This window comes from uncultured Ilumatobacter sp., from assembly GCF_963980585.1.
GTDB lineage: Bacteria > Actinomycetota > Acidimicrobiia > Acidimicrobiales > Ilumatobacteraceae > Ilumatobacter_A.
Window position 1 is genome coordinate 40,240 of sequence record NZ_CAXCAM010000008.1, and the last position, 16,119, is coordinate 56,358.

Genomic DNA, 16,119 nt, shown 5'->3' on the forward strand with positions numbered 1-16,119 from the left:
TCGGCGGTCAGCGTGCGGGGCGGCGAAGACGTTCGGCGAGTTCGGCGAGGTCTTGGCGAAACTGAATCTGATAGCGGGCCTGCTCGCTGGCGAGCCGTTCGGTGCTCTGCTGGACGGCTTCGATGGCGAGGCTGACAACTGCGGCCTCGTCGCCATCATCGGCCTCGTCGTCGTTCGCTGCGTCGAGCAAGACCTCGAGGTCGTTGCTCAGTTCGGTCAGCTGGTTGGCAAGTTCCATTGAAACGTTGGTCATCCGTCGATCGAGAGTGGCCATGCGTTCGGCCATCTGTGCCATCTCGGCACGCATGACTGCAACGTCTTCGGGATCTACGGTGGCCGCGGCGGGCGTGCTGTCGGCTTGAGCGACTGCTTCGTCGACCCGTCCTGTTTGCGCGGTGAGGTCGGCCGAAATGGCATCGAGTCGTTGCGCGAGCGCATTGATTTCTGCGGGGTCGACGACAGGAGTCTGGTTCTGGGTGGTGACAGTGTCGGACAGCGCCGCGACCTGACGGAGGAGTTCTTCGAAGCGTCCATCAGGTGCGGGCAGCGCGGCCTGGAGAGGAGGCAGGGCCGGCGTCGCGTTGAGCCGTTCGGTCAGTGACTGGACTTCTGCCCCCAGGGTGCTGACGCTGCTGACCTGTTGGTTGACGGCTGCAACATCGTCGCGCACGCGGATGACTTCGCCGTCGACGGAGCCGACGCGATGGGCCAGTTCGGTCGCGTTGGCATCGAGTGTTCCGAGCCGTTCGGCGATCTGGATTCGAGCCGAGTCGAGGGTGCCGACGTGCTGGCCGAGTTGGGCACTGGTGGAGTCAAGCGAGTCAACGCGCTGATACAGCACGGCATTGGTTTGGTCGACCGTTTTGACGCGGCTGTACAGCGCGGTGTTGGTCTCGTCGACGGCCTCGATTCTTGCGAGAAGTTCAGCTTTGTGCTGATCTGCGGCATCGAGCCGCTCGCGCAGCGAGACGATTTCTGAACGCAGGATGTCGAGCTGGTCGGGGGTGTCAGTCTTTTTTCGGAAGAGTCCCATGGAACACAGCTGAATCTAGCTGACTACGGTCTGGTCATGGCCGGAAAAGTGACTCCCAAGAAGATCCTCCTCGACGAATCCGAGATGCCGACGCAGTGGTACAACATCGTTGCTGACCTCCCGACGCCGCCGCCGCCGGCACTGCACCCAGGTACCCACGAGCCCGCAGGCCCCGAGGACTTTGCTCCGCTGTTCCCGATGGCGCTCATCGAACAAGAGGTGTCGACCGAGCGCTACATCGACATTCCTGGCGAGGTGCTCGACGTCTACAAGATCTGGCGGCCGAGCCCGTTGTTCCGCGCCAAGCGGCTCGAGGAGATGCTGGATACTCCGGCACGGATTTACTACAAGTACGAAGGTGGCAGCCCGGCTGGCTCGCACAAGCCCAACACGTCGGTGCCTCAGGCGTACTACAACCACATGGAGGGCATCACGAAGCTCACCACCGAGACGGGTGCGGGCCAGTGGGGGAGTGCCTTGGCATTCGCCACGGCACAGTACGGCATGGAGTGTGAGGTTTGGCAGGTGGCTGCGTCCTATAAGGCCAAGCCGGGTCGCAAGACGATGATGGAGATCTGGGGCGCCACGCTTCATTCCAGCCCGTCTGAGCTGACCGAGTTTGGCCGCCAGTTGCTTGCTGAGAACCCCGACCACAACGGATCTTTGGGTATTGCGATCTCCGAGGCGGTGGCGATGTGCGTCGAGGATCCAAACGCACGCTACGCCCTCGGGTCGGTGCTCAACCACGTGCTGATGCACCAGACGATCATCGGCGAGGAAGCGCTGCTGCAGCTCGCCAAGGTCGACGAGGTGCCCGACGTGCTTGTCGGCTGCACGGGCGGCGGCTCGAACTTCGGTGGCCTGTCGTTCCCATTCCTGCGCGAGAAGCTCGCCGGCAACATGAACCCGACCATCCGCTGTGTCGAACCGGCTGCGTGCCCGACACTCACAAAGGGCGAGTACCGCTACGACTTCGGTGACTCGGCAGGGATGACACCCCTGATGAAGATGCACACGCTGGGCCACAGCTTCGTGCCCGAGCCGATTCACGCTGGTGGCCTCCGCTATCACGGCATGGCGCCGCTTGTATCGCACCTCTACAACGAGGGCTTGGTCGAGGCGATCTCGATTCCGCAGACCGAGTGCTTCGCGGCGGCGCTTGAGTTCGCTCGGACCGAGGGCATCGTGCCCGCCCCCGAGCCGACGCACGCCATCGCGGCGGCGATTCGCGAGGCACTGGAATGCAAGGAGACCGGCGAGGAGAAAGTCATCCTGACGGCGCTCTGTGGCCACGGCCATCTCGATCTCACGAGCTACGACAAGTACCTGTCGGGCGAAATGGTCGACTACGACCTCCCAGACGCCGACATCGCCGAAGCGATGAAATCGGTCCCCGTCATGGGTTGATCCACCCAAGGTGCAAGCAGGTCACCAATGGGGTCGGGTCACTGCTGTGACTTCTTGACCCGGAACGGCGGCAGTGTTGTTGAGTGTCTCGGCGGGTTGGCGGTCAGAGCCGGAGGACAAGATCGTCGCTCTGTCCGGCGGGGTTCCGCGCGGGTGGTGTGAAACCCATCCGGACGAGATAGTGGTCGTGGGAATCGGTGGTGGCTGCAGCGCGTAATTCACTGATGCCGAGTGAGCGGAACACTTTGGACTTGTCGCTGAAGAGCCAGTCGCCCAGACGACTGTCGCGATAGGCGCTGAGGACGTAGTCAAGGTCAACGTCCAATGTGGTGCCGTGCTGGGTACCGATCAGTGCCCCGGCGGGAAGACCGTCTCGGGTCAGGAGCAGTGCCACAACGTCAGGGCCAACGGGCATCGCGAAGTCAGGCTGGAATTTGCCGATGTCGCTGGCGTGAAAGCTGATGAAGTCCAGCAGGAACGGCGAGTCTGCGCGGATTTTGGACACACCCAGGTCGATGCCTCCAGCGCGGAACTCCTTGCTGAGGAACCAGATGTTGATCCCGGCGATGGCGACATTGGTCAACATGATCGGCGCTGACTCGATCAGGAGGCCGTAGACAAAGAAGGTGGCCGAACCGCACAGTGACAGCATCCGGAGGCGCACCACTGAGCTCATTGTGAGCGATGTGACGACGATGGCTGAGGCGAGGTAACCCAGGATTTCGGTGGTGGCGATCGCGATCACTGCTGCAGGCTACGGATCAGGATGAGGTCGACTGTTTGGCGGGGAGCGCGGTGGTCTTCGGACTCGACTGGCCGCGCACGATCACGGCGAGCGAGCCGAGGACGACGGCCATGGCGACGGCTTGGATGGCGAGGAGTTCTTCGTCAAAGAAGATCCAGGCGAGGAGCGCGGAGAAGACGGGGATGAGGAGTGTGAAGGTTGATCCGACCCACAGCGGAATGCGGACGAGCGACCAGTTCATCAACGAGTGGCCGATGATGCCGGACACGGCGATCATGACGAGGAGGAGTCCGAGGTTCTTGGGGGACGGTATCGACATGTCCTGGCCGAAGGCGAAGCCGAGCGGTGTGCAGATGATTGCGGTCCAGAGTGACGTGCCCGCGGTGAACTCGGTGGGCGACATGTCCTTCTTCGACTGCTTTGACGCGATGAAGTAGCCGCCCCAGGAGAACATTGCCGCGGCGGCCAGGAGGTCGCCACGGAGACTGGTGACCTCGTTGTCAGCTGACGAAGCAACGATGACGAAGACGCCGGCCAAGGCGACCAATGACCACAGAGCGTCCTGCCTGCGGATCTTCTCGCCGAAGAATTTGGCGGCGATGATGCCGACGAGGATCGGCTGCAGCGAGCCGATGATCGTCGCGTTGACGATGCTTGTCTCTTTGACAGCGGTGAAGAACAGCGCGATGTCAGCGCCGAGTGCGAGGCCGCCCCACATCGACTTGCGCATGACGCGTGCGCTGAACGGCATGCCCCGGACCTGCATCCAGATGACCAACCCGATGCCGAAGATCCAGAAGCGGTAGGCGCCGATGGCAAGGCCGCCCATCTCGATTCCCTTGGCGAGAATGGTGCCGACTGACCAGGCGCAGACGGCGATACCGGCGCCAAGAAGTCCGCGGGCGACATCGTCGTTGCCCGTCGGCGTCGCTGTGTCTGCTGGTGTCACCGGAGCAACGTACCGGCTGGCAGCGCTGGCGATGTGATCAGTGGCGATTGCGCAGGGTCGGAGCGGGTCGTCCTGGGCGGCACCCCGGCGGGTTGTCAACCGTCACGTGGAGCTTGGTTGTCATCGCCGTGTTGCCGGCGTATTCTAATTTCACTGTTCGCCGCGGGGTGGAGCAGTTCGGTAGCTCGTCGGGCTCATAACCCGAAGGTCGCAGGTTCAAATCCTGCCCCCGCCACCATCTGGAGCCCTGGTTGATCGCAAGATCAGCCAGGGCTTCTTTTGTTACCGACATGGCCGGAACGGCGCGAAGGTGCCAGCCGAGTACGAATTGTTCGATCGTCGCTGAGCATTGTGCCTTGCAGGCGTGTCGCATCGGGGTCTGGCTCCGTGGTCGCCGATTGAGCCAATCACGAATTGCTGGTGCCGATCGGAAAGGAAACGATTTCACACCCAGACGCTCGCCTGCCAAAGCATCGGCGTAGTCTGCGTATCCGTCAACCACCTCTGCGCAGCGACCGGTGTACGCCGCTGGATCGAGCATTCCCTCGATTTCTTGCGCGCCAGGGTGTGGTGATGTGCCCGTCGGCGGTAAGCGAGAAGAGAAAGTTCTCCTCACCGGGTGCGGTGGGTGGTGCTGCGTCGGAGAACACCTTGTGCGCTCTTCAGTGCCTGATGGATTGGCCGAGACGGAGCATCATCGCTTCATCGACGATGAACCCACCTGAGCAGGAGATCTCTCGAAGGTCAGCCAGCGCGGAGTAATGTCGCACCTACGGGTCGTTAACCCAACCGGGTCTGCCGCTCCACCGGAGCCTCACTCAGGCGGTGCGCTGATGCCGATGTGGGGCTCGGCGGCGTTTTGCTCGGATTTAGCCCGGTGGCTCGGCCAGCCCGATGGCTTCGGTCGCGCTGAGTTCGCCGCTGATGACCGCCAGCAGTCCTGGGAGGTAAAGACCGGTCACGATGACATTGGCGTGGACGATTTGCTTCACCATCGCCGGTGTGATTGTTGCACCCTCTACGTCAATGCTTGTCTTGTATCTGATCTCGCCGTCATGCATGTCGAGTTCGAAGTTGCCAATCGCTAACCCGAAGTTTGCGCGGGTGATGTATTCGCAGATCTCCGGAAAGCGATCAGCGGGGCCGCGTTCCGGGACGAGTGAATAGAAGACCAGTTGATGCCCGGGCTCCCTGATCTCGGCCAGGCATACCCAATCCGTTGTCCGACCGCCGTATCTCGTTTGCAGGACCTCTGCGACATCGGTCGGCGCATAAGGCCAGCCCTCGATCGCGAAGAAAGACTCGAGCGCTTGACGGAACCCGTGATGTCGACGGTGCGGTCGACGCCTCAACGAACGTTCTAGATCCGCAGGGCCTGGTCGTCATCTGGTTTTGCCACGGTGAAGTCTGTTAGGCGCGTCTACTGGAGTGACGCAGCGTTGAAATAGTAGGGACGGTCCTAAGGCGGCCTAGACGCAGTCGGGGTCATGTGGTCTGCAACATGTTTATTGGGTTGGACACTGTTGTGGACGCCGGTGCGCAGCCGGGGGGTTTTGTCGTCGCCGGAAGTATTGACAACGAGAGGTCTCGGAGACGTTGAGTTTCCGAGCCTTCGAAGTTTTCGGTGGCGGGTCGGTCTCCACTGCGGGCTGACCAGCGCTACGCAGTTACCTGCCGGTCGTGGCGGAGCCCGGCGATCGACAACACCAACGCAACGGCCGGGACAACCGTCGACAGCCACAGAGCAGCCCGGTAGTCACCGGTCACCGACTGCACGAGTGCAAAAAACGCTGGTCCGATTGCGCTACCGATGACCATCGCGCTCATTTGAATACCAGAGATCGCCCCAAGGTGCCGGCGTCCGAACACCTTAGGGATAGCTGCCGAGGTGAGCGATGAAAAGCAGCCTTGTGCGGCGCCCCACGTGATCACAGCCGCAATTGCGCCCCACCAAGTGTCAAGAAACCCAATTGTTGGGTACATCACCAACTGGGTGAGCGACATTGCGGCTGCGATAACCAGCGGCGTGACGCGATCAGTCATCCAACCCGTGAGCAGCGTGACGGGCACGCTAACGAAGGCGATAGGGACAAAGATGCGCACGATCTCGCTGTCGGTGAGCCCGAGTTCTGCACCGAGGTCCACAATGTGGAACGTGACGGCAGTTGCGGTCGAAGAGAGCGCTGCAACCGGAATCGTCAGCGCCCAAAACCGGACGTCACGGAGGGCCTGTGCCCGGGTGGCGTCGTGCTCGGTCCCCAAGATCGGCAACGTCTGTTCTGCTGTGGATGCACCGGGCTCGGGTCCGTCGGCGATGGCGGTGCGGTTCTGCCCGTCAATTTTGATCCCGGCGGCCTCGGGACTGACTCGGTAGAAGGTGATGATGATCGAGCCGACGACCACAACCAAAGTGAGCGCCATGATTCGCCACGCCGTACGGAAGCCGTTGATATCGATCAGCATGAGGAAAAGCGCAGGGCAAGCAGCGATAGCGAAGCCCACGACAGAGCTAGATGCGGCAGTCACGAGCCCTCTCCGGCGGTCGAACCACTGCGCGACCATCGTGCGCGAGGCAAGCGTGAGCAGGCCCTGTCCGCTGAATCGCAGACAGCCAAATCCGACGGACATAACAACGAGACCGATGGGGGTACTCAGCGGCCTAATTGCGCTCAATGCGACGAGGGTCGCCGAAAGGCCGAGCGTTGCGGCGAAGGCAACCACCCGCGATCCGTGCCGGTCAATCGCTCGACCGCCGGCTCCAAGGAAGAGGCCGCTCATTCCGGTGCCGACGAGGTAGGCAATCGCCAACTGCAACCGGGTGAGCCCAGTTGTCGAGATGAGGTCGTCGGTGAAGACACTGACACCGGCGGTCTGGCCGGGTACTGAGGCGATCGCTCCGATCGTGCCTGCGACCACTACAACCCACCCGTAATAAAACGGTACCCGTCGCGGGTCGAACGGGCGGTTGCCAGCCAGTCGCCGCCGTCGAGATACCAGAGGTTCTAGTGGCGGTGGAAAGGGTTCATCGATCCACTCACGGCCCATCAAACTGGATGATACGGACGCAATCAAGCGTCGGTGGTTTCGGCTGGTATCTCGTGTGGGTGTCCATGCCGGCTGGTTGGTCTACGGGCAAATTGTCACGGTGCGAGAACAGCCTGGGTTGGCGTTCTACGATCGTTTCATGACCTCCCGCTTGATTGAACCGTCTTTCTGGACGCAGCCTCTTGACGATCGAATGCAGGAGATGATCGCGATCCGCGAATCCGGACCCTTCAGCGAGGTCCAGTTCGTCAATGACATGACCGGTGAGGAAGAACGATTCTTCGCTGTCACTCGCTTCGACGAGATCGTCCAGATCAGCAAGAACGCCAAGGAGTTCAGTTCTGCCCAGGGTGCGATCTCGATCGTGGACCTACCGCCTGAAGCACTCGAATTCTTCGGGTCGTTCATCAACATGGACAACCCGCGCCATCAGCGTCAGCGCGCGATTGTCGCCAAGACGTTCACGCCGACTGACCTCGCGACAGTCCTCGATTCGGTTGAGACAATTTCGCGTGAGGTCATCGACGGATTCTGTGAGCAGGGCGAGGTTGACCTGGTGAAGGCGCTCTCGCAACCATTTCCGCTACTCGTGATCTGCGACATGATGGGGATCCCGCGCAGCGAGTTCGACACCGTGCTCAACGCAACGAATGTGATACTCAGCGGTGGCGACCCCGAGTTCATCGGTGACGGCGACCCAATGATGGCCATCTTTGGTGCCGGAATCCAGCTGACCGAACTGATGAACGAACTCGCTGACGAGCGTCGGAAGAACCCCACAGACGATCTCACATCGAAGCTCGTTCACAATGATCTCGATGGTGAGATGCTCGCCCCCGAAGAGGTGGCGCCGTTCTTCATCCTGCTTGCAGTCGCCGGCAACGACACCACTCGGACGGCGATCAGTCACGGCATGAACCTTCTCGCGCAGCACCCAGAACAGCGCGCTATCTGGCAACACGACGTTGAAGGTGTCACACCAACCGCAGTCGAGGAAATCGTTCGCTACGCGTCGCCGGTCACCTTCATGCGCCGCACCGTCACCAACGACCTCACGATGTCGGGCCACGATTTCGTGACGGGCGACAAGGTCGTGATGTTGTACGGCGCAGGCAACCGCGACCCGAAGGTCTTCGAGGATCCTGAGCGGTTCGACGTGCTGCGCAGTCCAAACCCCCACCTCGGTTTTGGTGGCCCCGGTCCGCACTTCTGCCTCGGTGCCAACTTGGCGCGACGCGAACTCGCGGTGGTTTTCCGCGACTTGTTTACCCGGCTTCCCGACATCGAAGTGGTGGGTGACGCCGTCCCGCTTGACGTCGCAGGGATCCCGTTGGTCACCGGCGTCAAACATCTCAACGTCCGTTTCACGCCGACGCCCCGCTCAGACGCCTGAGACCGAGTCGCCGCGCAGGCCGCGGCGGCCTTTCGTAGCTGGCCAGGCGCGGAGTCGTCGGTGAGTCCGACGGCGCCACTGCCAGGGCGCCCGCCTACGTTTGTGTGATGGACCTTGGACTCACCGGCAAACGCATTCTCGTCACGGGCGGAAGCAAGGGCATCGGCCGTGGCATCACGCAGGCGCTCCTCGAAGAGGGTGCGGTCGTCACGATCTGTGCCCGCAACGCGGACGGCCTCGCAACAGCTGCAGCTGAGTTGTCGGCGCTGGGCACGGTCCATCACCGTGCTACCGACATGGCCGTCGAGGGTGACCCGACGGCGCTCGTCGAATGGGCGGCCGAGCAGATGGGTGGGCTCGACATCGTCGTCTCGAACGTGTCGGCGATGGCGGGACCGGATTGGAGCGCATCGGTCAATGTCGACCTCGTGCGAACCGACGAACTCCTCCGCGCTGCGCTCGGCAAGATGGAAGATCACGCAGGTGCCAACCTCGTCTGTATCGGCTCGCGTGCAGCCAGCACCGGAGCGCCGCGGATCGCTGCTTACGCAGCGGTCAAAGCAGCAACGGTCAGCATGGTGAAGTCGCTGGCATTCGAGGTGGCACGGCGCGGCATCCGGGTCAATGTCGTCTCTCCGGGCGACATTCTGTTCCCGGGAGGGGTCTGGGACGATGCTCGCAAAGAAGGCGGCAAACTCTGGGACGCGACCCTCAAGCAGAATCCGTTTCGTCGTTTGGGGACACCCGAAGAGATCGCGAACGTGGTCGCGTTTCTCGTGAGTGACCGAGCCAGCTTTGTGACCGGAGCGAACATGCTCGTCGATGGTGGCGCCACGACGGGTCTCCAGATCTGAGCGTGCGGTTTCTTGAGTCGGCCTCAGCCGAACGTGTCGAACAGTTCAGCGAATGCTTTGACCTGGCCGCCCGAGGTCGATGATGGGACCAGAATCGGCGCAGTGACACCGGCGTCAAACCAGGCCTCGACTCCGTCGCGAACGCGATCTGCTGAACCCGAGAGCGTGCAGTCGTCAAGCCAGGCGTCGCTCATCGCAGCGAAAACGGCGTCCTTGTCGCGTGCAGCCAGAGCGGTGGCGACTGCCTCCATCTCGGCCTCGTATCCGGCGTCAATCCAGTAGTTGCGATAGTTGGGCAGGGCGACATAACCCTGCAACGTCTTGCGGTTTCGGGCGCGGGCGGCTTCGATGTCCTCGTCAATAACGGTCGGAATCATGTTGCCGATCCAAAAGTCTGATGAGCGTCGATCATCGGGGACGAGGTCGAGCGAATGCTCCATCCGACTCCGCGACGCATTGGCCCAGACCGCACCGTCACCGACCTCCACGGAGAGCTCAACCATCTTGTCGCGCAGGGCGGCAAGCACGACGTCGGGCAGTCCGCCCATCTGCTCGGAGGCTTCGCGCATTGTCGTGACGTACTCGCGCATGTCGCTCAGCGGCTTGCCGGTCTCGACGCCGAGGCGTTTGATCACTGGGCCGTGGGTGACGCCGACACCGAGCCTGAATCGCCCGTCAGCGATTTCGTGGAGGTAACTCGCGGACGTCGCAAGTGCCACTGGATGTTGCAGATAGATGGGCTGAATCGACGTGCCGAACTCAATGGTGTTGGTTGCGTGAGCGATGGAGAGGCACAGCCCCATCGCATCGCCGAAGCTGGGGCAGTAGAGACCGGAGAAGCCGCGCTGTTCGATCTCGGCTGCCAACTCGACGGTCTGGGCGCGGCGCCCCGGGACGGCGGCGAGGGACACGGCGGGCATGCGTTCGGTCATAGGCCGAACCTAGGCAACTCAGTCGTCGCGTGACGATGCGGCCCACGGCGTCGCGGTTTCACCCGCTCCTCCCGGCGCTCAGGCTTCGTCGCGGATGACCTGTGCGCCGGCGGGGTCAACAATCATGCCGTGCACTCGCGCGTTGTGGTTGTGTCCGACGTGGTGCAGTGCGAACGCCGACTGGATCGAGGTGTACATCCCCATCTGGTCGAGCGTGTTGTTGACGCTTTGCTTCGCGAGGGTGAGGCCGATCATCGGGCGTTGGGCGATCCGCTCGGCCATTGCCAACGTCGTCGATTCAAGGTCGTCGCGTGCGACGACGGTGTTGACCATGCCGCATCGGAGTGCCTCGTCCGCGGTGATCGAGCGGCCGGTGAACAGCATTTCCTTGGCCAGGCGGGCGCCGGCCTCAAAGGGGTGCGTGAAGTACTCATGGCCGTTGACGCCAAAGGCGACAACCGGGTCTGAGAACGTCGCGTCGTCGCTGCACACCACGAGGTCCATCGGCCACATGAGCATCAGTCCGCCGGCAATTACCTTGCCGTGCACCTGGGCGATGGTCGGCTTGGGGATGTTCCGCCACCGCCAGCACAACCCGACGTACATCTCGGCCTCCTTGGCCATGTAGCCCTCGGCGCCCTCGGCGTCGAAACAGCACCAGGTGCCGAGTGGATCGATGTCGGACATGTCGGTGTCGGCGCGAAGGTCGTGGCCGGCTGAGAAGTGTTTGCCGTCCGCGGCGAGGATGATCACCCGGACCTCGTCGTCGCGTGCAGCTTCGTCAAAGGCCTCGTTCAGCTCGCTGAGCATCTGGTAGTTCTGCGCGTTCGCGGCCTCAGGTCGGGCGAGCGTGATCCGAGCGACGCGGTCACTCGGGCGCTCGATGCGGATGTGTTCCCAGGTGTTGTCGGCCATGTTGTGTTCAGTCCTTGGTGTAGACGAAATGGGTGTCCATGTCAGCCTCGATGTCGGCGATGTGATCGATGTACGCCGGGAAGCCGCCGTTGTAGTTGCCGTCCTGGCGTCGGTTTTCCTGGCCTTCGAAGTTGTAGTAACCGGGCGTGCACTCTTGATTGCGTGTGGTTTTTCCGCGGTGCGCAATCACCTCGTGCACCCACCAGTCCTCCGACTCAGACGTCACATCGATGGTGTCGTAGCCGTGCGTGCGGGCGTGCTTGATGCAGTTCGCAATGTGGTCGCCCTGCACTTGCAGCAGGTCGGTGAGGTTGAACTGAAACGATGCCTGGTAGCCGCCCATGATGAACATGTTCGGGAAACCGGCGGTGTGGATGCCCAGCATGGTGCGGATGCCGCTGTCGTACTTGTCGTTGAGGTCGAGATCGTTGTCACCGACGATCCGGTTGTAGATGCCGGTCTGTTGCACTTCGAACCCGGTGGCGTAGATGAGGAGGTCGACTTCATACTCGACGCCGTCGAAGATCGGGCCGCGCTCGCCGATCTCGGTGACACCCTTGCCATGGGTGTCGATGAGGTGCACGTTCGGTCGGTTGAACGCAGGGAGGTACTCGTTGTGGAAGCACGGCCGTTTGCACATCAGCATGTACCACGGCTTCAATGACTCGGCCGTGGCAGGGTCCTCGACGGTGTCGTCGATGCGCTTGTGGATGCGCATCATCGCGTCGATGTTGTTGTTCTCCTGACGGCGGATCTTCTCGTCACGAGTGATGCCGCCGCGCAGTTGACCGCGGCGTTCGGCCTGCTCGCGCAGCTTGCTGACGATCTTGGCGCGGCGCCTGGCCTGCCAGCCGTCGCCTTGCTTGGCTGCCCACTCGTCGCTGGTCTCCCAGTCGTCACGGATGTCGATCGAGGACGGGGTGCGCTGGAACACGTGCACGCTCTTCGCCGTCTTGGCGAGGTTGGGGATGATCTGTACGGCGCTTGCGCCGGTGCCGATGATGCCGACGCGGACGTCGCGCAGGTTTTCGAGGTCGGCGCCGGTGAAGCCGTAATCCCAACGCGACGTGTGAAAGGAGTGTCCCCGGTACGTCTCCATGCCGTCAATCCGCGCCAAACGCGGCTTGGCCAACGTGCCGTTTGCGCAGACCACGAACTTGGCGCGCATCGTGTCGCCGCGATCAGTCGTGATGTTCCAACGTTGGGCCTCGCCGTCCCACACCGTCGAGGTCACGGTGGTCTGGAACACGGCGAGGTCGTACAGGTCGTACTTCTCGGCGATTGCCTGGCAGTGGGCGAAGATCTCTGGGCCCTGCGCGTAGTGCCGGGTGGGGACGTAGTTCATCTCGTCGAGCAGCGGCAGATAGTCGTAGGCGACCACATCGCACGCCACTCCCGGATACCGATTCCAGTACCAGGTGCCACCGACGTCGGCGCCGCGTTCGACGATGCGGATGCTCTCGACACCCTTTTCGCGCAGTCGTGCCGATGTGAGCAGTGCGGAGAATCCGCCACCGATGAACAGCACCTCGACCTCGCCGCCGTTGGCCACATCGTCAATCGGTGTGCGCTCGACCCAATCGTCGGCGTACGGGTCACGTGCGAGGTCGGCCATCGCGCCGTCGAGATCGCGGTAGTTCTCGGTGCCGGGCGGTCGGTATTCGAGGCGGAGGTCGCGCTCCTCGGCAAATTTGGCCTTGATGTCGTCGTAGTACTCCTGCGGTGGACGGTCGGCGCGCTCGGTCACGTCGAAGTCCATCACGAACTTGTCCTGCTTCTCTTCGGCCATGAGGTCATCATCGCGGGGATGTAGCGTCGTCATCGGATCGGGGGATCCGTGACATCAGCGCCGACTCTCAGGCGCGCAAGCGAGATGGGGCCACAGGGTGGGAAAGTCATGAGCGACGACCAGTTGGTATTCGAACCACACGGCAAGGTGGCGGTGATCACCGGCGCGGCCGGTGGCATCGGTCTCGGCATGGCTCGGGCATTCACCGAAGCCGGAATGGCGGTGGTGATGGCGGACATCGATGCTGATCGCGTCGAGGCAGCTGCCGCGGAGTTGCGATCCGCCGGACACGACGCGATCGGCGTGCAGGCCGATGTCTCGAAACTTGACGATGTGCAAGCGATGGCCGACGCGACGATGGACACCCACAAACGCGTCGACGTACTGTGCAACAACGCCGGAGCTGCTGTGTTTGCGAAGCTCTTCAACGTCACGGTGGACGATTGGGAATGGACACTCGGGGTCGACCTGTGGGGACCGATCTATGGCACCAAGGTCTTTCAACCGCTCATCCAACAGTCCGAGCATGGAGGGCACATCAACACCACCTCGTCGGTCTCGGGCCTGATCGCCGGTGCTGCCGCGGGCCCGTACAACGTCGCCAAGAGTGGCGTCATCGCGCTCATGGCAACGCTTGAACGCGAGTTTCGAATCGGCAAGTCACCGCACCATGCATCGGTCCTCTGCCCCGGGCCGATCAACACCGAGATCAGCCGCAACAGCGTCCGCAACCGCAAGGCGGCACAGGGTGAAGTGGCGCAGGCCGGCGAGGCCGGCAAGAAGCTCGGCAGCAAGATCGGCGACTTCCTGTCGAACGGGATGGATCCCGACGAGGTGGGCCGCATCGTGCTCGACGGCATTGTGAACGGGAGGTTCTGGATGTTCACCCATCCTCGACTGCTCAAGCTCTATCGCGAGCAGATCGAGATGATGGATCCCGACGGGATGCTGTCCCAAGGCAGGCTGACCTGATGGCGGGGCCGCGGCCGCTTGATGGGGTGAAGGTGCTCGACCTCTCGCGAGTCTTCGCCGGGCCGATCGCCGGACGCACGCTCTCTGATCTTGGTGCGGACGTCGTGAAGATCGAGCCCCCCGATGGCGACGTCACGCGACTGTGGGGTCGCAAGACCGCCGGTCTCTCGACCTACTTCACGCAGCAGAACTGCGGCAAACGAAATGTTTGCATCGACTTGCAGGCCGATGGCGGCCCTGAGTTGGTGTTGCAACTCGCCGAGCAGGCCGACGTGTTGATCGAAAACTTTCGCCCGGGCGTGATGGCGAAGTTCGGCCTGGACTGGGCCACCGTGCATGCTCGTCATCCGGAGCTGATCATGTTGTCAATCAGCGGCTTCGGTCAGGACGGCCCAGAGGCGCAGCGCGCCGCGTACGCCTCGATCATCCATGCCGAATCGGGCATCCTGCCCCACGGGGTCGGTGACGAGATGCCGCTCGACCTCGACCTGAGCGCCGCGGACGTGCTCTCCGGGATGCACGGTGTGATTGGTGTGCTCTCGGCGCTCCGGATGCGCGACGCCGGCCACGGGGGGCAGCACATTGACATGGCGATGATCGATGCGATGACCTTCTCGGCCGACATCATTGTCAATGTGCTCGACGGAGCCCGACGAACTGAGTCGGTCAACGGTGAGGTGTGGCGAACCGTCGACGGACCCAAGATGTTGACCGGGGGCCTCCGCTGGATCTGGCATCAGCTCTCGAAGACCGCGGGGTTGGTCGATCCGACGCCGGCCGACGCCGATATCGCCGACAAGGTTGCGTCGCGTCGCAGGATCATCACGGACTACCTGTGTGGCCTCGCGGGTCGGGCCGAGGTCATCGCAACCTTTGAAGCGGCCAACCTGGCGTGGGCTGACGTCCGGGATTGCAGCGAAGTATTGGAGTCTCCGACTGTCATGCATCGCAACACGGTGGTCGAGGTCGACGACCGGGCCGGTGGCACGCGCAAGGTGGTACGCAACCCGTATCGGATGTCGGCGACTGACTGCTCCGACGTCGGCGTGGCAGCGTTTCGCGGGGAACACAATGCCGAAGTACTCGACGAGTGGCTTGGTATTGCTGCGGCCGATATCGGCGCGTTGAGCACGGACGAATGGGTGCAGTCATGAACGACGAATTGGTGCAACGACTCATCGACGAGTCGGACCTGCGCGACCTCATCCATCGATACGCGTTCGGCCTCGATCACGAAGACTGGGACTTGTGGCGAACCGTGTTCGCTGACGAAGTCACCATGGACATGAGCGATTACCAGCCGGAGCCACCGCCGCGTCCAGCGCCCGCTGACCGGGTGGTCGCCAATGCCCGCGTGCTGTTTGCCGGTCTCGAGCGCTCGCAGCACTTCATCGGTTCGCACCGCTACGCGATCGACGGCAACCGGGCCACGATCACGGCACACATGCGCGCCGAGCACTGGCTGCATACCGGACAGGGGTCCGACCGCTACACGATGTTTGGTACCTATACCGATGATGCGATCCGCACCGTCGACGGTTGGAAGCTTGAGCGTGTTCGGCTGCGCCTGCTCCGCGAAGAAGGCAACCGGTCACTGATGCGCGAGGCCGTCCGTCGCGGCAGATCCTGAGAGTCGCAAATGGCTTCCGACCGTGTGGGCGATCTCAGTCAGGCCGGCGACGGAGGGTGACCACCCGGTGCTGGACTCGCCAACCGTCACCGGTCTTGATCACCTGGTCGTAGTACGAAGCAGTTCCAGCGAGACCGCCGCGCAGTAAGGCGACGATCCGGAAGTTGAGGCGAACGCCATCGTCATCAGCATCGACGTAGATGTTCGTCATTGTGTGGGTCTTCGGATGCTCGGCATCTTCGTCCATGAAGCGCCGAATCTCGGTCAGCCCTTCGAGGAGCGGAACGCCAAGGTCGGTCATGTCGAACGTGGCGTCATCGGTGAAAATTCGGTCGAGCCGCGCCCAGTCTCGATCATCGATGGCGTCGCCGTATCGCCCGGGCAGTTCGTGCAGTTCGAGGCGGTCATCAGTCGAGATGGTCATCGTGTGCTCCGTTTGATCGGGTTCGGCTTGT

Annotated in this window: 15 protein-coding genes and 1 tRNA gene; 7 read left to right on the top strand and 9 right to left on the bottom strand. The window is 62.5% G+C overall.

Annotated features, from left to right (window positions below):
• Positions 1 to 7: 7 nt before the first annotated feature.
• A complete protein-coding gene (locus ACH2DW_RS04340; protein ID WP_394928487.1) occupies positions 8 to 1,033 on the bottom strand; it encodes a hypothetical protein in 1,026 nt (341 codons plus the stop codon).
• Between the two features lie 36 nt (positions 1,034 to 1,069).
• Between ACH2DW_RS04340 and ACH2DW_RS04345 the strand changes: the two genes are divergently transcribed.
• Positions 1,070 to 2,440, top strand: a complete 1,371-nt coding sequence (locus tag ACH2DW_RS04345; RefSeq protein WP_394928488.1) for a TrpB-like pyridoxal phosphate-dependent enzyme — start codon at positions 1,070 to 1,072, stop codon at positions 2,438 to 2,440.
• A gap of 103 nt (positions 2,441 to 2,543) precedes the next feature.
• Here ACH2DW_RS04345 and ACH2DW_RS04350 read toward each other — a convergent pair whose 3' ends face one another.
• Positions 2,544 to 3,185 carry a hypothetical protein gene (locus tag ACH2DW_RS04350; RefSeq protein ID WP_394928489.1) on the bottom strand — a complete coding sequence of 214 codons (642 nt, stop codon included), beginning with the start codon at positions 3,183 to 3,185 and terminating at the stop codon, positions 2,544 to 2,546.
• Positions 3,186 to 3,201: 16 nt separating this feature from the next.
• The gene (locus ACH2DW_RS04355) at positions 3,202 to 4,134 is read right to left on the bottom strand and encodes a DMT family transporter (protein ID WP_394928490.1); all 933 of its coding nucleotides are present in this window, start codon (positions 4,132 to 4,134) and stop codon (positions 3,202 to 3,204) included.
• A gap of 161 nt (positions 4,135 to 4,295) precedes the next feature.
• Between ACH2DW_RS04355 and ACH2DW_RS04360 the strand changes: the two genes are divergently transcribed.
• A tRNA-Met gene (locus ACH2DW_RS04360) sits at positions 4,296 to 4,372 on the top strand.
• Positions 4,373 to 5,003: 631 nt separating this feature from the next.
• On the opposite strand, the gene ACH2DW_RS04365 is transcribed toward ACH2DW_RS04360, so the two are convergent.
• Positions 5,004 to 5,486, bottom strand: a complete 483-nt coding sequence (locus tag ACH2DW_RS04365) for a YbjN domain-containing protein (protein ID WP_394928491.1) — start codon at positions 5,484 to 5,486, stop codon at positions 5,004 to 5,006.
• Positions 5,487 to 5,793: 307 nt separating this feature from the next.
• Complete coding sequence (locus ACH2DW_RS04370; RefSeq protein ID WP_394928492.1) at positions 5,794 to 7,050, bottom strand: MFS transporter; 1,257 nt, start codon at positions 7,048 to 7,050, stop codon at positions 5,794 to 5,796.
• A 268-nt stretch (positions 7,051 to 7,318) separates the two neighbouring features.
• Here ACH2DW_RS04370 and ACH2DW_RS04375 point away from each other — a divergent pair, with 268 nt between their 5' ends.
• Together ACH2DW_RS04375 and ACH2DW_RS04380 are read left to right on the top strand one after the other, a co-directional pair.
• Entirely contained in the window at positions 7,319 to 8,572 is a 1,254-nt protein-coding gene (locus ACH2DW_RS04375) for a cytochrome P450 (RefSeq protein WP_394928493.1), read from the top strand.
• Positions 8,573 to 8,679: 107 nt separating this feature from the next.
• Entirely contained in the window at positions 8,680 to 9,426 is a 747-nt protein-coding gene (locus ACH2DW_RS04380; RefSeq protein WP_394928494.1) for an SDR family NAD(P)-dependent oxidoreductase, read from the top strand.
• Positions 9,427 to 9,449: 23 nt separating this feature from the next.
• Here the strand turns inward: ACH2DW_RS04380 and ACH2DW_RS04385 are convergent, their stop codons facing one another.
• From ACH2DW_RS04385 to ACH2DW_RS04395, 3 genes are all read right to left on the bottom strand, one after another.
• Positions 9,450 to 10,358 carry an LLM class flavin-dependent oxidoreductase gene (locus ACH2DW_RS04385; RefSeq protein ID WP_394928495.1) on the bottom strand — a complete coding sequence of 303 codons (909 nt, stop codon included), beginning with the start codon at positions 10,356 to 10,358 and terminating at the stop codon, positions 9,450 to 9,452.
• Between the two features lie 78 nt (positions 10,359 to 10,436).
• Positions 10,437 to 11,273, bottom strand: coding sequence for an enoyl-CoA hydratase (locus ACH2DW_RS04390; protein ID WP_394928496.1), 837 nt, complete (start codon positions 11,271 to 11,273; stop codon positions 10,437 to 10,439).
• A 7-nt stretch (positions 11,274 to 11,280) separates the two neighbouring features.
• Complete coding sequence (locus ACH2DW_RS04395; protein WP_394928497.1) at positions 11,281 to 13,062, bottom strand: flavin-containing monooxygenase; 1,782 nt, start codon at positions 13,060 to 13,062, stop codon at positions 11,281 to 11,283.
• A gap of 108 nt (positions 13,063 to 13,170) precedes the next feature.
• Between ACH2DW_RS04395 and ACH2DW_RS04400 the strand changes: the two genes are divergently transcribed.
• The 3 genes from ACH2DW_RS04400 to ACH2DW_RS04410 are packed head-to-tail and all read left to right on the top strand — an operon-like array spanning position 13,171 to position 15,664.
• Positions 13,171 to 14,034 (top strand): SDR family NAD(P)-dependent oxidoreductase, encoded by an 864-nt coding sequence (locus ACH2DW_RS04400; RefSeq protein WP_394928498.1) that lies wholly within the window; start codon positions 13,171 to 13,173, stop codon positions 14,032 to 14,034.
• The gene (locus tag ACH2DW_RS04405; protein ID WP_394928499.1) at positions 14,034 to 15,188 is read left to right on the top strand and encodes a CaiB/BaiF CoA transferase family protein; all 1,155 of its coding nucleotides are present in this window, start codon (positions 14,034 to 14,036) and stop codon (positions 15,186 to 15,188) included. Before ACH2DW_RS04400 ends, ACH2DW_RS04405 begins: the two co-directional genes overlap by 1 nt.
• Positions 15,185 to 15,664 (top strand): nuclear transport factor 2 family protein, encoded by a 480-nt coding sequence (locus tag ACH2DW_RS04410; protein ID WP_394928500.1) that lies wholly within the window; start codon positions 15,185 to 15,187, stop codon positions 15,662 to 15,664. Before ACH2DW_RS04405 ends, ACH2DW_RS04410 begins: the two co-directional genes overlap by 4 nt.
• Before the next feature lie 34 nt (positions 15,665 to 15,698).
• Here the strand turns inward: ACH2DW_RS04410 and ACH2DW_RS04415 are convergent, their stop codons facing one another.
• The gene (locus ACH2DW_RS04415) at positions 15,699 to 16,088 is read right to left on the bottom strand and encodes a nuclear transport factor 2 family protein (RefSeq protein WP_394928501.1); all 390 of its coding nucleotides are present in this window, start codon (positions 16,086 to 16,088) and stop codon (positions 15,699 to 15,701) included.
• Positions 16,089 to 16,119: the final 31 nt, after the last annotated feature.